This is a genomic window from Streptomyces tremellae, assembly GCF_039540215.1.
In the GTDB taxonomy this organism is placed as follows: Bacteria; Actinomycetota; Actinomycetes; order Streptomycetales; family Streptomycetaceae; genus Streptomyces; species Streptomyces tremellae.
In genome coordinates this window covers 50,243-64,131 of sequence record NZ_BAABEP010000029.1, presented here as the reverse complement: position 1 = coordinate 64,131, position 13,889 = coordinate 50,243, and the positions used below count along the sequence as shown (strand labels likewise).

Here is a 13,889-nt window from a genome sequence, read left to right as displayed (position 1 = left end):
TTTCCGCCAGAACGGAAGGCGGCAGCGGGCGGCAGCGGGCCGGCCGCCCGTGGTTCACTGCCGGTTGACCACGAGGTGCCGAGGTTGAGGAGTGGCCGCTGTGGGCCATGAGGTAGATCAGTCCTTCCTTGAGCTGCCGCTGCGGGCGCTCGCCGACGCCGCGCTCGCGCGGGCGCGGGCGCTCGGCGCCGAGCACGCCGACTTCCGCTTCGAGCGGGTGCGGTACGCGTCGTGGCGGTTGCGGGACGCGAAGGCCGCCGGGTCGTCCGACAGCACGGACCTGGGGTACGCGGTGCGGGTGGTGCACGGCGGCGCGTGGGGCTTCGCCTCGGGCGTGGACCGCACGATGGACGCGGCGGCGCGTGTCGCGTCGCAGGCCGTGGCGATGGCGAAGCTGTCGGCGCGGGTCATCGCCGCGTCGGGCGCGCCCGACGCGGCCGGGGGCCCGGTGGAACTGGCCGCGGAGCCGGTACATGCGGAGAAGACGTGGGTGTCGGCGTACGACGTCGACCCGTTCGAGGTGCCGGACGACGAGAAGACCGGGCTGCTCGCCGAGTGGAGCGCGCGGCTGCTGCGGGCGGACGGCGTGGCGCACGTGGACGCGTCGCTGATGACGGTCCACGAGAACAAGTTCTACGCGGACACCGCGGGCACGGTCACCACCCAGCAGCGTGTGCGGCTGCACCCGGTGCTGACCGCCGTGGCGGTCAACGGCGAGAGCGGCGAGTTCGACTCGATGCGCACGCTGGCGCCGCCCGCGGGGCGCGGCTTCGAGTACCTGACGGGCACCGGCTGGGACTGGGACGGCGAGCTGGAGCGCATCCCCGGCCTGCTGGCCGAGAAGATGCGCGCGCCGAGCGTCGCCGCGGGCACGTACGACCTGGTGGTCGACCCGTCGAACCTGTGGCTCACGATCCACGAGTCGATCGGGCACGCGACGGAACTCGACCGGGCGCTCGGCTTCGAGGCGGCGTACGCGGGCACCTCCTTCGCCACCTTCGACCAACTGGGCACGCTGCGCTACGGCTCGCCCGTGATGCAGGTGACGGGCGACCGCACGGCGGAGCACGGCCTCGCCACGACCGGCTACGACGACGAGGGCGTCGAGGCCCAGTCCTGGGACCTCGTCAGGGACGGCACCCTCGTGGGCTACCAGCTGGACCGCAGGATCGCGCGGCTCGCGGGCTTCGAGCGCTCCAACGGCTGCGCGTACGCGGACTCCCCCGCGCACGTGCCGGTGCAGCGGATGGCGAACGTGTCGCTCAGGCCCGATCCGGGGGGCCTGTCGACGGAGGACCTGATCGGCGGCGTCGAGCACGGCATCTACGTGGTCGGCGACCGGTCCTGGTCGATCGACATGCAGCGCTACAACTTCCAGTTCACCGGGCAGCGCTTCTTCCGCATCGAGCACGGACGGCTCGCGGGCCAGCTGCGGGACGTGGCGTACCAGGCGACCACGACGGACTTCTGGGGCTCGATGGAGGCCGTGGGCGGCCCGCAGACGTATGTGCTGGGCGGGGCGTTCAACTGCGGCAAGGCGCAGCCGGGCCAGGTGGCCGCCGTGTCGCACGGCTGCCCCTCCGCGCTGTTCCGCGGCGTCAACATCCTCAACACCACGCAGGAGGCCGGGCGATGAGCGCCGTCAGCAAGCCGCACGAGATCGTCGAGCGGGCCCTCGCCCTGTCCACGGCGGACGGCTGCGTCGTCATCGCGGACGAGCACTCGTCGGCGAACCTGCGGTGGGCGGGCAACGCGCTGACGACGAACGGCGTGACCCGCGGCCGCACCCTCACCGTCGTCGCGACCGTGGGCGGGGCGCGCGGCGCCGCGGCGGGGGTGGTGTCGAGGTCGGCGGTGACGGCGGACGACCTGGAGCCGCTGGTGCGGGCCGCGGAGGCGGCGGCGCGCGGCGCGGAGCCGGCCGACGACGCGCGGCCGCTCGTGGACATCGCGGAGGTGTCGGACGACTTCACGGGCGCCCCGGGCGAGACCTCCTCCGCGGTCTTCGCCGACTTCGCTCCGGCGCTCGGCGAGTCCTTCGCGCGGGCCCGCGCGGGCGGTCGCGAGCTGTACGGGTTCGCCCACCACGAGCTGACCTCCACCTACCTGGGCACGTCCACGGGCGTCAGGCTCCGCTACGACCAGCCGAGCGGCACGCTGGAGCTGAACGCGAAGTCCCACGCCCGTACCCGCTCCGCGTGGGCGGGCGTCGCCACCCGCGACTTCACGGACGTCGATCCGCTGGCGCTCGACGAGGGCCTCGCGCGCCGCCTCGCCTGGGCGGGGCGGAAGGTGGAGCTGCCGGCCGGGCGGTACGAGACGCTGCTGCCGCCCACGGCCGTGGCCGACCTGCTGATCTACCAGCTGTGGTCGTCGGGTGCGCGGGACGCGGCCGAGGGCCGTACGGTCTTCGCCAGGCCGGGCGGCGGCACCCGGGTCGGCGACCGGCTCTCCGAGCTGCCGCTGACGCTGCGCAGCGACCCGGACGAGCCGGGTCTCGAGTGCGCGCCGTTCGTGATCGCGCACTCCTCGGGGGACGACGCGTCGGTCTTCGACAACGGGCTGCCGCTCTCGGCGACGAACTGGATCAGGGAGGGCCGCCTCGACCGGTTGGTCACCACCCGGCAGAGCGCGGAGCTGACGGGCCTGCCGGTCGCACCGGCCATCGGCAACCTCGTCCTCGACGGCCTGGGCGCGGGCGTCGGCGAACGGTCGCTCGACGAGATGGCGGCGGCCACGGAGCGCGGCCTGCTGCTCACGTCCCTGTGGTACATCCGCGAGGTGGATCCGGCGACGCTGCTGCTGACCGGTCTGACCAGGGACGGCGTGTATCTGGTCGAGGGCGGCGAGGTGGTCGGCGAGGTGAACAACTTCCGCTTCAACGAGTCGCCCGTCGGCCTGCTGGGCCGGGCGGTGGAGGCGGGCCGTACGGAGCGGACACTGCCGCGCGAGTGGGGCGACTGGTTCACCAGGGCCGCGATGCCCGCGCTGCGGGTGCCGGACTTCAACATGAGCTCGGTCAGCAAGGGCGTCTGAGCGGGGCGGCCCCCGGGGCTCCGGGGGCGGCGGGGCGGGCGCGCGGCCCCTCTAGACTGCTGGCGAGACCTTCCGCCCGTCCCGTGCCGCCCGCGGCGCGTGCGGGCCCCCTTCCACGAGGAGACATGAGCACCGTGACGGACATCGTCGACGATCTCCAGTGGCGCGGCCTGATCGCCGTGTCCACGGACGAGGACGCACTGCGCAAGGCGTTCGCGGACGGTCCCGTCACGGTCTATTGCGGCTTCGACCCGACCGCGCCCAGCATGCACCTGGGCAACCTGGTGCAGATCCTCACGGTGCGCAGGCTGCAGCAGGCGGGGCACCGCCCGCTGGCACTGGTCGGCGGGGCCACGGGGCTGATCGGGGACCCGAAGCCGACCGCGGAGCGCACGCTGAACGCGCCCGAGGTCGTCGCGGAGTGGGTGGGGCGCTTCCAGCGGCAGCTGGAGCCGTTCTTCTCCTTCGAGGGGCCGAACGCGGCGATCGTGGTCAACAACCTGGACTGGACGGCGGGGCTTTCCGCGATCGAGTTCCTGCGGGACGTCGGCAAGCACTTCCGCGTCAACAAGATGATCGCGAAGGAGGCGGTGTCGCGCCGTCTCAACTCCGACCAGGGCATCAGCTACACGGAGTTCAGCTACCAGATCCTCCAGGGGATGGACTTCCTGAAGCTGTACCAGCAGTACGGCTGCACGATGCAGACCGGCGGCAGCGACCAGTGGGGCAACCTCACGGCGGGCATCGACCTGATCCACCGGGTCGAGGGCGCGTCCGCGCACGCGCTCGCCACACCGCTGCTGACGAAGGCGGACGGCACCAAGTTCGGCAAGACCGAGGGCGGCGCCATCTGGCTCGACCCGGAGATGTACTCGCCGTACGCCTTCTACCAGTTCTGGCTGAACACGGACGACCGGGACATCTCCAGGTTCGCCCGGATCTTCAGCTTCAGGTCACGCGAGGAGCTGGAGGAGCTGGAGCGGCAGACCGAGGAGCGGCCACAGGCGCGGGCCGCGCAGCGGGCGCTCGCCGAGGAGCTGACGACACTGGTGCACGGCGCGGGGCAGTGCGCAGCGGCCGTCGCCGCGTCGAAGGCGCTGTTCGGCCAGGGCGACCTGGCCGGGCTCGACGAGGCGACGCTGCGCGCCGCGCTTGCGGAGCTGCCGTCCGCGAAGGTCGCCGCGCCGCTCTCCGTGGCGGACCTGCTCGCCGAGACGGGGCTCGCGCCGAGCAAGTCGGCCGCGCGCCGCACCGTCAAGGAGGGCGGCGCGTACGTGAACAACGAGAAGGTCGCGGACGCCGAGGCCGTACCGGGCCCTGAGGCGCTGCTGCACGGGCGGTGGCTGGTGCTGCGCCGCGGCAAGCGGAACCTGGCGGCGGTCGAGGTCACCGGGGCCTGACGGGGCGGCGGGGGCGGCCCGTGCCGCCCCCGCCGTGTGGCGCGGCCGTCCGGTCAGACGCGTTCGCGGCGGTTGCCGCGCAGGGACGCCCAGAGCATGTCGCCGACGAACACGATGAGCACGGCTCCGGCGAGTTGCAGCAGGTGGCGCGTCCAGTCGACGCCGTTGGTGTCGGCGACGCCCAGCCAGCCCGCGGCGGCGTTGCCGAGGATGCTGCCCAGGATGCCGAAGATGATCGTCAGCCAGATCGGGATGCGCTGCTTGCCCGGGATGATCGCCTTGGCGATCAGACCGAGGATCAGACCTACGACGATGACCCACAACCAGTGCATGGCGGCCTCCTCATACGGCGCGGTGCGCGGCGCAGGCCCAGTCTGCTGCCCCGACGCGGCCCGTGCACGCGGAAGGAGCCCGTCCGGGGGTGCCGCGGGGCGGCCCCGGTCCTGCCTTCCCGCGGCGGCGCGTGCCGCCCCGCTCTCGATGGGCGGGCCCGCTCGGCGTACCGTGAGGACGGCCAGGGCCGGGGCGGGTCCGACGGAGAAGCGGGTGATGGACTGTGCTGCGGAAGCACAACGAGGGCGGGGTCTTCCGGATCACCGGGGCCCGTGCGGGCCTCCAGGAGGACGTCAGGGGCAGGCAGCGGCGCTATGTGATCTCCATGGGCATCCGCACGGTCGCGGTGATCCTCACGGTGGTGCTCTGGGACGTGCAGCGGGAGGTGGCGGTGGCCGCCCTCCTGGTGGGGCTGCTGCTGCCGTACGTGGCGGTGGTGATCGCGAACGGCGGCCGGGAGAACGCGACGGCGCTCCCCTCGGCCTTCGTGCCGACGCCCGCGCGGCCGACGCTGACCGCGGGATCGGCGGCGGCGCCCGACCCGGCGCCGGGTGGCCGGGGGGCCGGTGATGAGCGCGTACGGCCGCGGGACGGCCGGGGCTGACGCGCCGCTCAAGGGCTTCGCCAAGCTCAGGAAAAGCTCAGATCAATCATGCGGTTCGCCTCCGGGCGAAGCGGGCCGCGTGACATACTTCTTAGGCGCTCCGCATCCCCCGTCGGAGCGACGGACCGACGCCGGGCAGCTCCCCCCGTGGCTGCCCGGCGTCGTTTGTCTTTCACAGGTCCAGACCAGTCGTCCCGGGCCTTGCCGTGCCCGCTGCGCAGGACCTCTCGGGCGGGTCAGCAGGTGGACTTGTACGCGTACCGGTCGGCCTTGGCCTTCTCGCCCGGGCCGATGACGACGAGTTCAGAGAGCTGGGTGGCGGGGACGGGCGTGCCGGCGATGAGCTTCTGCGCGGTCTCCATGGCGGCCTCGCCCTCCTGGACGGGGTTCTGGGCGATGAGGGCGGAGAGGGTGCCGTTCTTGAGGGCGGCGACCTCGGCGGAGGCCGCGTCGTAGGCGACGAGCTTGACCTTCTTCGTGGCGCCCGCCTGCTTGAGGCCGGTCAGCGCGCCGACGGCGCCCTGGTCGTTGGTGGAGAAGACACCGGTGAGGTCGGGGTGGGCGGCGAGGGTGGAGGTGATGATCTGGGCCGCCTTCTGCGGGTCGTCGGACTGGTACTGGGCGCCGAGGTAGGTGATGCCGGGGTACTTCTTGATCCCGGCGGCGAAGCCCGCGGTACGGGCGTCCTGGGCGCTGGATCCCGGGGGCTGGGTGATGACGAGGACCTTGCCCTTGCCGCCGGTGAGCTTGTTCATCTCGTCGGCGGCGAGGCGGCCGCCCTTCTCGTTGTCGGTGACGATCCGGCTGCGTACGGGCTTGGGGTCGGCGAGCACCTGGTCGACGGTCACCAGCTTGGTGCCCGCTGCCGTCAGGGCGGTGAGCGGCTGGACGAGGGCCGTGGCGTCGGTGGGGACGACGGCGGCGACGGCGGGCTTGGCGGCGGTGACGGCGTTGACGACGGGGAGCTGCGCGTCGGCGGAGAACGCGTCCCCCGCGGAGACGGTGAGGTCGAGGCCGAGCTGCTTGGCCTTGGCCTCGGCGCCGCAGGCCATGGCGCTGTAGAACGGGCTGCCCTTGACGCCGAGTACCAGCGCGACCTTCTTGGAGCCGCCGGAGGGCGCGGCGGAGGCGCCGCCCGCGGCGGCCGTGGTGGAGCCGGTGGAGCAGGCGGTGGCCGTGGCGCCGAGCGCCAGGCAGCACACGAGCGCGGAGATGACGACGGGCGGCTTGTTCATGGCGTTTCCTCACCGTGGTGCGAAGGGGACGCGGGGCTCGGGGGGCGGCGCGTGAGGCGGGAGCGCAGGCGGTGCCGCTCGCCGCGCTGGGCCGCGTGTCGTTTGAGCTGGTCGGCGTAGACCGCGACGATGAGGACTGCGCCCATGGCGACGGTCTGCCAGAACGGCTGGATGCCGAGGATGACGAAACCGTTGAGCAGGATGATCGGGATGAAGACCCCGATGACGGTGCCGAAGATGCTGCCGATGCCGCCGAACAGGCTGGTGCCGCCGAGGACGACCGCGGAGATCGACGAGAGGTTGTCGGTCGTGTGGCCGTTGATGGTGGTGGTGGCGAAGCGTGCGACGGACATGGTGCCCGCGAGTCCCGCGAGGGCCCCGGAGAGCAGGTAGACCTTGACGAGGTGGGAGCGGTTGGGGATGCCCGCGCGGCGGGCCGCCTCGGCGTTGGAGCCGACCGCGAAGGTGCGGCTGCCGAAGCGGGTCGTGTGCAGGACGAGTCCGCCGACGACGGTGACGGCGAGGGCGACCCACACCAGGCTGGGGATGCCGAGGAGCCTGCCCGAGCCGATGGCGGCGACGAGCTTCTGCGGCACGGCGCGCACGTCCTGCCCGTCGCTGAGCAGTTGGGCGAAGCCCAGGGCCATGCCGAAGGTGCCGAGGGTGACGATGAGCGCGGGGATCCTGGCGCAGGCGACGAGCACGCCGTTGAGCGCGCCGAAGACGGAGCCCGCGGCGACGGCCGCCAGGGTGCCGAGGGCGATGACGCCCCAGCCCGCGGCGGTGGTGCCGTAGGTCGCGCCCGAGGTGCCGGACAGGGCGAGCATCACCTTGGCGCCGACGACGGAGGAGAGCACCAGGACGGTGCCGACGGACAGGTCGATGCCCGCGGTGGCGATGACGTAGGTCTGTCCGATGGACAGGACCAGCAGGATGGAGGCGTCGACGGCGAGGGTGGAGAGGTTGAAGGGGGTGGCGAACTGGCCGGGGCGCAAGGCGGTGAAGAGGGCGAACAGCAGGATCATCAGGGGGAAGATCCAGCCGCCGCCGAGCCGCCTGTTCCAGCGGGCGGCCAGCGGCTCCGCGGCCGCTTCGACCTGGACGGCGTCGGTCTTGGTGAACGTGGTCACGGTGCGTTCTCCTCGGTGCTCGGCGCGGACGTCATGGCCGTGACCAGCCGGTCGACGCTCGCCTCGCCGCGGGCGAAGCGGGCGACGCGGCGGCCGAGCCGCAGGACCTCCACGCGGTCGGCGACCTCCAGGACCTGGGTCATGTTGTGGCTGATCAGTACGACGGCGATGCCGCGGTCCCGCACGGACCTGACGAGGTCGAGGACGCGGCCGGTCTGGACGACGCCGAGGGCGGCGGTGGGCTCGTCCATGAAGATCACTTTGTCGGACCAGAGCGCCGCGCGTGCGATGGCGACGGACTGGCGCTGGCCGCCGGAGAGCGAGGCGATGGGCACGTCGGGGGACTTGAGGTAGACGCCGAGGGACTGGAAGAGGGCGGCGCTCTCCCGCCGCATCCGCCTGCGGTCGAGGACGCCGAGGCGGCCGAGCGGTCCCGGCACGGTGAGCTCGCGGCCGAGGAACAGGTTGTCGGCCGCGGCGAGTTCGGGTGCGAGTGCCAGGTCCTGGTAGACGGTGGCGATGCCGGCGCGCTGGGCGTCGGCGGGCGAGGAGAACGCGACCTCCTCGCCGTTCAGGTGGATCGTGCCCTCGTCGGGGCGCTCGGCGCCCGAGAGGATCTTGACGAGTGTGGACTTGCCCGCGCCGTTGTCGCCGATCAGCGCGCAGATCTCGCCCGGGTACACGGTCAGGTCGGCGCCGTCGAGCGCCTGGACGTGGCCGAAGCGGCGGACCAGGCCGCGCGCTTCGAGCAGCGGCGCGGTCATGACGCACCGGCCCGGGTGCCCAGGTTGTTGGCGGTCTCGAACCAGCGGGCGTAGCCGGCGGCGGTCAGCCGCTCCCAGTGGTCCCAGGCGGCGTCGGCGTCGGCGAACGTCCAGACCTCGGCCGTCGAGTAGTCGCTCTGGCCGCGCACCGTGTACGGGCCGGTGGTGGTGGCCCCGGCGGCGAGCGAGGCCTCGCGGACGGCGGCCCAGCGCTCCCGTGCGGCGCGCTGCTCCGCCTCGTCGAGGGTGTACCAGGCCGTACGGGGCAGTGCGTAGTGGATCCACAGCGTGTCAGCCATCGGCGGGCTCCAGGAGGTCGAGAAGCGGTGTGCGCCGGCCGGCGTAGTGCCGGGAGGTGGTGAACTTGAAGTCGGCGACGCGCTCGTGCTCGCGCATCGCCGCGTCGATGACGGGGAAGCCGGGGCACTCCCAGATCCCCAGGTGGTGCCAGCGCCCCGCGGCGTCGAGGCGGTGACGGCCCGCGATGCCGATGCCGGAGGCGACGTCGGAGGCGAAGGCCACGTCGCACTCCGCGTCGTACTCCGCGCGCTCCTGCGGGGTGGCGGCCTGCCATGCGGCGTTCCACTGCCACAGGGCGAAGAAGCCCCAGGCCGGCGGGTCTGAGCCGTCCTCGGGCCGGGGCACGGGGGCGAACTCGCGCGGCCCGAGCAGCCACGCGGTACGGAGCAGTTCGTCCCAGCCGGCCGCGCCGAGGCGGGCGGTGCCCGCGAGGGCGGCGGCGCGGTCGGGTGCCTCGAAGGCGCCGACGATGTCGGCGTCCTGGGCGAAGCCGGTGGCGAAGGCGGTGGGCGGTTCGCTGCGGCCGAACATGCCGCCGACGGAGAGGATCCATCCGTCGTCCGCCAGCCGCTCCAGTTCGGCGGCGACGCCCGCGGCGGCCCGCCTGGCCCGGTCCTTCGGCAGCGCGGCGCGGCGGCGCGCGGTGAAGAAGGCCACGCACCGGCCGCTGCCGCTGAGCGCGAAGACGTCGGTGGCGCCGCTGAGCGCGCTGGTGCCGCTCATCGCGCCTCCCGCACCGCGCGGACCGCGGTCATCAGGCGCTCCACGCGCCGCGGGTCCACGGGGTTCCACCACAGGCCGTCCGCCTTGAGCCACTGGCCGACGATCGCGCCGTCGGCGGCCCGCAGGAGCGAGTCGACCTGGTCGGGGCCGAGTCCGGAGCCGACGACGACGGGCAGGCTGGTGCCCGCGCGCACCTCCTCGACCTCCTCCGGGCGGGTGGGCGAGCCGGTGCGGGTGCCGGTGGCGATGAGCACGTCCGCGTCGAACCACTCGGCGTCGGTGGCCTGTTCGCTGATGTCCCGGTCGGCGGTGACGGCGTGGGCGCCGAACTTCACATGGACGTCGGCGAGGATCCTGACGTCCTTCGCGCCGATCGCGGCGCGGTAGCGGGCGGCGGCGGGGGCGGGGCCGTTGAGGAAGCCCTCGTTGGCGACGTAGGCGTTGACCCACTGGTTGGCGCGGACCCAGCGGGCGCCCGCCGCCTTGGCGACGGCGAGGCCGGGTATGACGCCGTTGGCGACGCAGGTGATGCCGAGGGGCGTGTCGACGGCGGCGCGTACCTCGACGCAGGCGGCGGTCAGGGCCGCGACCGTCTCGGGCCCGATGTCCTCGGGCCGGGCGAAGGGCATGTCGGAGGCGTTCTCCACCATGATCCCGTCGATCCCGCCCGCGGCGAGCGTACGGGCGTCCCGCACGGCGGCGGCGTAGATCTCGGCGACCGGGGCCCCGGCGTAGCGGGGCGCCCCCGGCAGGGGCGCGAGGTGGATGACGCCGATGACCGGTTTGCTCACCGGGAAGAGTTCGCCGAGCGCGTCGGGCTTCGGGGGCAGGACTTGGGGTGCGGTCACGGGGTACCTCGTCGGGTCGGGGGCGGTGTGGCGCCTGTGGCGCACGGGGGTACGAGGCCGGAGGCGAGGACCTCGGCGCGGGAGGGGTAGGAGGCCTGGGCGCCGGGGCGCGCGCAGCTGAGGGTGGCGGCGGTGACCGCCTCCGCGAGGGCCTGCGCGGGGCCGTCGCCCGCGTCGGTCCGTGCGGCGAACCACCCGGCGAGGCAGTCGCCGGCGCCGGTGGTGTCGACGGCGGCGGGGGCCCCGCCGGGCGGCCGGACGTCGAGGATCGAGGACGGGCCCACGGCTCGTACGCCGTCCGCGCCCCGGGTCAGCAGGACGGTGCGGACACCGAGCGCGAGGAGCCAGTCGACGGCGTCGGCGCCGAGTGCCTCGGCGGCGCGGCGGTTGCAGAAGACGGCGGCGGCGCCCGCGAGCACGGGCGCGAGGGCGGCCCGGTCGGCGGGGAGGGTGGCGGGTTCCAGGTCCACCGACCAGGGCACGGGCGCCGCGCGGCAGGCGGCGGCGAGTGCGGCGGCCCCCGGCAGGTCGTAGGCGGCGGTGTGCACCCAGGACGCGGCGGCGGGGTTCGCGGAGCGCACGGCGCGCGCCGGCGGGTACATGGTCGCGCCGGGCACCAGGACCAGGCGCTTCTCCCCCGCCGTGTCCACCAGGATCAGCGCGCGGCAGGTCGGCCCCGCGACGGGTTCGGCCGTGACCTCGACGCCCGTGGCCCGCAGTTGGGCGACGGCGTCGCGCCCCGCGGCGTCCTCGCCGACCGCGCAGACCAGGCGGGAGCGTGCCCCGGCGAGCAGGGCGGCGTACGCGGCGTTGGCCACCACACCGCCCGCGTGGTCGGCCGCGGCGTCGGCGACGATCTTCTCGTCGGCGCCCGGCACATGGCTGACGGACAGGGTGGTGTCCATCCCGATGTCCCCCGCGAACAGCACGCTCATGGTCTGACCAGCTCCACCCGGAAGCGGTAGCGGTCGGCGCGGTAGCGGGTGGCGACGTATTCGAGGACCTGGCCGCCCTCGGCGCGGGAGGTGCGGCGTGCGGTGATCACCGGGTCACCCGGGGAGAGCCCGAGGTGCCGGGCGAGTTCCTCGCCGGCCGCCTCGGCCTCGATGAACTGGCTGCCGGAGGCGATCCGCAGGCCCGAGGCCCGCTCGATCCAGGCGTAGAGCGAGCCGTCGTCGAGGTCGCCCGGCGTGGGCTGGCCCGCGGTGAGGGTCGCCGGGTGGAGCCACACCACGCTGTGGGCGATGGCGGTGCCGTCGGCGAGCAGGAGGCGCTGTACGCAGGTGGTGTGGGTGGCCGGGTCGACGCCGAGCCCGGCGGCAGCCTCCGAGGTGACCCGGGCGGCGCGGACAAAGAGCGTGCGGGCGCCGGGCCGCAGGCCGCGCGAGCGCATGTCGTCGCCGAACCCTGAGAGCAGGTTGAGCGGCTGGTCGACCTGCGGGGCCAGCACGATCGAGCCGCGCCCCGAGGCCCGTGCGACGAGTCGCGCGTTCTCCAGGTCGTCGAGCGCGGACCGCGCAGTCGTCCTGCTCACCCCGAACCGGCGGCCGAGCACGGCCTCGGAGGGCAGCGCGTCACCCTCGGTGAACTCGCCCTTCTCGATGGCCCGGCGCAGCCGGTCGGCTATCTGGAACCACTTCGGCAGCGGGCCCGTCTCCAGGTCCTCGTCATCCCACGGCATGCGGCACATCGTCACAACGTCATGACGTTTGCGACAAGACCCGCTGCGTAAGCAGTCTGTTTCGGCCACATTGCCCGCCGACCGGGGCGGGGCGGGAGCGGGAAGGGACCGGGGCGCGGTCGGCGCGGACCGGAGGCGGGGCGCGGTCGGCGCGGGCCCCCGCCACCCGGGACACGCCACCCGGGGGCTCGCCTAGGCTGGCGGGGTGACCTCAGCAGAACTCCCCGCACCGATCTGCTCGGCGAAGGCGTGCAAGGCGCCCGCCGTGTGGGTGCTCGCCTGGAACAACCCCTCGCTGCACACCCCGGAGCGCCGCAAGACGTGGCTCGCCTGCGAGGAGCACCGCGAACACCTGTCGGCGTTCCTCGGCGCGCGCGGCTTCCTCAAGGACGTGGTGGCGCTGGCCGAGTGGGAGTCCCGCTAGGCCGTGTCTGCCACCTGCCGCCTGGCTGACGGCGCCTGGCACGCACTCTCGCCGCGTTGTCGCAGTCGGCCTGGTACGTCCGCCGGACGGCCGGTCCTCCGCCGTGCGGCAGCACGCGCCGGACGTCGTCAGCCCCGCCCTTCGGGCGGCCGACAATCTGTGTCAGACACTCCCTGGGCGGCTTCCCCCTCAGCCGCGGGCCCGGCTCAGCCGCCGATGGCCGACATCGGGCGGGAGGGCTGGAGGAACGAGGGGTCGTCGAGGCCGGATCCCGCCTTCTTGCCCCACATCGCGAGCCGCCAGATCCGCGCCAGCTCCTCGTCCTCGGCACCGGCGCGCAGGGCACCGCGCAGGTCGGTCTCCTCGGTCGCGAAGAGGCAGGTGCGCACCTGGCCGTCTGCGGTGAGGCGGGTGCGGTCGCAGGCCGCGCAGAACGGCCGGGTGACGGAGCCGATCACCCCGACGCGGTGCGGACCGCCGTCCACGATCCACCGCTCGGCGGGCGCGGCGCCGCGCGTCTGCTCGCCCTCGGGCTCCAGCCGGAAGCGGGTGGCGAGCGACTCCAAAATGTCACCCGCGGTGATCATGCCCTCGCGCTTCCAGCCGTGCTGCGCGTCGAGCGGCATCTGCTCGATGAAGCGGAGTTCGTAGTCGTTCTCGACGGCCCAGGCGAGCAGGTCGGGGGCCTCGTCGTCGTTGAGTCCCGGCATCAGGACGGTGTTGACCTTGACCGGGGTGAGCCCGGCGGCGCGCGCGGCCTCCAGGCCGGCGAGCACGTCCGTGTGCCGGTTGCGGCGGGTGAGGGTCTTGAAGACCTCGGGGCGCAGGGTGTCGAGGGAGACGTTGACCCGGTCGAGTCCGGCCGACTTCAGCGCCTCAGCCGTGCGCTTGAGCCCGATGCCGTTGGTCGTCAGCGACATGCGGGGCCTGGGTCCGAGGGCGGCGACCCGCTCCACGATCCCGACGAGCCCAGGACGCAGCAGCGGCTCCCCGCCGGTGAAGCGGACCTCGGTGATGCCGAGCGAGGTCACGGCGACCCGGATGAGGCGGACGATCTCGTCGTCGGTGAGCAGCTCGGACTTGCCGAGCCACTGGAGGCCCTCTTCCGGCATGCAGTAGGAGCAGCGCAGATTGCACCGGTCCGTGAGCGACACCCGCAGATCGGTGGCGACCCGGCCATACGTGTCAATGAGCACTGTGCGGCCTCCCGGTATCACTGATCCGATGCCTCCGAGGGTACGTCAGCCCCGGCGCGCGGGGAGTACCCCGTTTGCCATGGTCCCGACAGTCCCGGGGCGTACGGTCCCACGGCGCGCTCCCGCGGGCCCGCGTATCCGGCGGACGGGGGGCCGGGCCGGGTGCGGGGCGGGGGCCGGGCCGAGTGCGGGGCCGGGCCGGTGTCTTTTCGGCC

The 13,889-nt window shown here is 73.8% G+C and carries 15 protein-coding genes; 5 read left to right on the top strand and 10 right to left on the bottom strand.

Features of this window, described 5'->3' with window-relative positions; translation table 11 throughout:
- Window positions 1-100 precede the first annotated feature (100 nt).
- From ABEA77_RS20055 to tyrS, 3 genes are all read left to right on the top strand, one after another.
- The gene (locus ABEA77_RS20055) at window positions 101-1,636 is read left to right on the top strand and encodes a TldD/PmbA family protein (RefSeq protein ID WP_345649282.1); all 1,536 of its coding nucleotides are present in this window, start codon (window positions 101-103) and stop codon (window positions 1,634-1,636) included.
- On the top strand, window positions 1,633-3,036 hold the full coding sequence (locus ABEA77_RS20050; RefSeq protein ID WP_345649279.1) for a metallopeptidase TldD-related protein: 1,404 nt from the start codon (window positions 1,633-1,635) through the stop codon (window positions 3,034-3,036). Before ABEA77_RS20055 ends, ABEA77_RS20050 begins: the two co-directional genes overlap by 4 nt.
- A gap of 134 nt (window positions 3,037-3,170) precedes the next feature.
- Window positions 3,171-4,436 carry a tyrosine--tRNA ligase gene (gene tyrS, locus ABEA77_RS20045; protein ID WP_345649354.1) on the top strand — a complete coding sequence of 422 codons (1,266 nt, stop codon included), beginning with the start codon at window positions 3,171-3,173 and terminating at the stop codon, window positions 4,434-4,436.
- Window positions 4,437-4,489: 53 nt separating this feature from the next.
- On the opposite strand, the gene ABEA77_RS20040 is transcribed toward tyrS, so the two are convergent.
- The gene (locus ABEA77_RS20040) at window positions 4,490-4,768 is read right to left on the bottom strand and encodes a GlsB/YeaQ/YmgE family stress response membrane protein (protein WP_345649276.1); all 279 of its coding nucleotides are present in this window, start codon (window positions 4,766-4,768) and stop codon (window positions 4,490-4,492) included.
- A gap of 224 nt (window positions 4,769-4,992) precedes the next feature.
- On the opposite strand from ABEA77_RS20040, the gene ABEA77_RS20035 reads away from it, so the two are divergent.
- Window positions 4,993-5,373 carry a DUF3099 domain-containing protein gene (locus ABEA77_RS20035; protein ID WP_345649273.1) on the top strand — a complete coding sequence of 127 codons (381 nt, stop codon included), beginning with the start codon at window positions 4,993-4,995 and terminating at the stop codon, window positions 5,371-5,373.
- 236 nt (window positions 5,374-5,609) lie between these two features.
- Here the strand turns inward: ABEA77_RS20035 and ABEA77_RS20030 are convergent, their stop codons facing one another.
- From ABEA77_RS20030 to ABEA77_RS19995, 8 genes are read right to left on the bottom strand one after another with little or no spacing between them, the layout of a single operon-like run.
- The gene (locus tag ABEA77_RS20030) at window positions 5,610-6,608 is read right to left on the bottom strand and encodes an ABC transporter substrate-binding protein (RefSeq protein ID WP_345649270.1); all 999 of its coding nucleotides are present in this window, start codon (window positions 6,606-6,608) and stop codon (window positions 5,610-5,612) included.
- Complete coding sequence (locus tag ABEA77_RS20025) at window positions 6,605-7,738, bottom strand: ABC transporter permease (protein WP_345649267.1); 1,134 nt, start codon at window positions 7,736-7,738, stop codon at window positions 6,605-6,607. The genes ABEA77_RS20030 and ABEA77_RS20025 overlap by 4 nt, the downstream gene beginning before the upstream one ends.
- Window positions 7,735-8,502, bottom strand: coding sequence for an ATP-binding cassette domain-containing protein (locus ABEA77_RS20020; RefSeq protein ID WP_345649264.1), 768 nt, complete (start codon window positions 8,500-8,502; stop codon window positions 7,735-7,737). Before ABEA77_RS20020 ends, ABEA77_RS20025 begins: the two co-directional genes overlap by 4 nt.
- Window positions 8,499-8,801, bottom strand: coding sequence for a hypothetical protein (locus ABEA77_RS20015; protein ID WP_345649262.1), 303 nt, complete (start codon window positions 8,799-8,801; stop codon window positions 8,499-8,501). Before ABEA77_RS20015 ends, ABEA77_RS20020 begins: the two co-directional genes overlap by 4 nt.
- Window positions 8,794-9,525: a hypothetical protein gene (locus ABEA77_RS20010; RefSeq protein ID WP_345649260.1), complete on the bottom strand. Its 732-nt coding sequence runs from the start codon at window positions 9,523-9,525 to the stop codon at window positions 8,794-8,796. The genes ABEA77_RS20015 and ABEA77_RS20010 overlap by 8 nt, the downstream gene beginning before the upstream one ends.
- On the bottom strand, window positions 9,522-10,373 hold the full coding sequence (locus ABEA77_RS20005; protein ID WP_345649258.1) for a BtpA/SgcQ family protein: 852 nt from the start codon (window positions 10,371-10,373) through the stop codon (window positions 9,522-9,524). Before ABEA77_RS20005 ends, ABEA77_RS20010 begins: the two co-directional genes overlap by 4 nt.
- Window positions 10,370-11,308, bottom strand: coding sequence for a carbohydrate kinase family protein (locus tag ABEA77_RS20000; RefSeq protein WP_345649256.1), 939 nt, complete (start codon window positions 11,306-11,308; stop codon window positions 10,370-10,372). Before ABEA77_RS20000 ends, ABEA77_RS20005 begins: the two co-directional genes overlap by 4 nt.
- Window positions 11,305-12,054, bottom strand: a complete 750-nt coding sequence (locus ABEA77_RS19995; RefSeq protein WP_345649254.1) for a GntR family transcriptional regulator — start codon at window positions 12,052-12,054, stop codon at window positions 11,305-11,307. The genes ABEA77_RS20000 and ABEA77_RS19995 overlap by 4 nt, the downstream gene beginning before the upstream one ends.
- 205 nt (window positions 12,055-12,259) lie before the next feature.
- On the opposite strand from ABEA77_RS19995, the gene ABEA77_RS19990 reads away from it, so the two are divergent.
- A complete protein-coding gene (locus ABEA77_RS19990; protein WP_345649251.1) occupies window positions 12,260-12,478 on the top strand; it encodes a hypothetical protein in 219 nt (72 codons plus the stop codon).
- Between the two features lie 206 nt (window positions 12,479-12,684).
- Here the strand turns inward: ABEA77_RS19990 and moaA are convergent, their stop codons facing one another.
- Window positions 12,685-13,674, bottom strand: coding sequence for a GTP 3',8-cyclase MoaA (moaA, locus tag ABEA77_RS19985; protein ID WP_345649248.1), 990 nt, complete (start codon window positions 13,672-13,674; stop codon window positions 12,685-12,687).
- Between the last annotated feature and the right edge of the window lie 215 nt (window positions 13,675-13,889).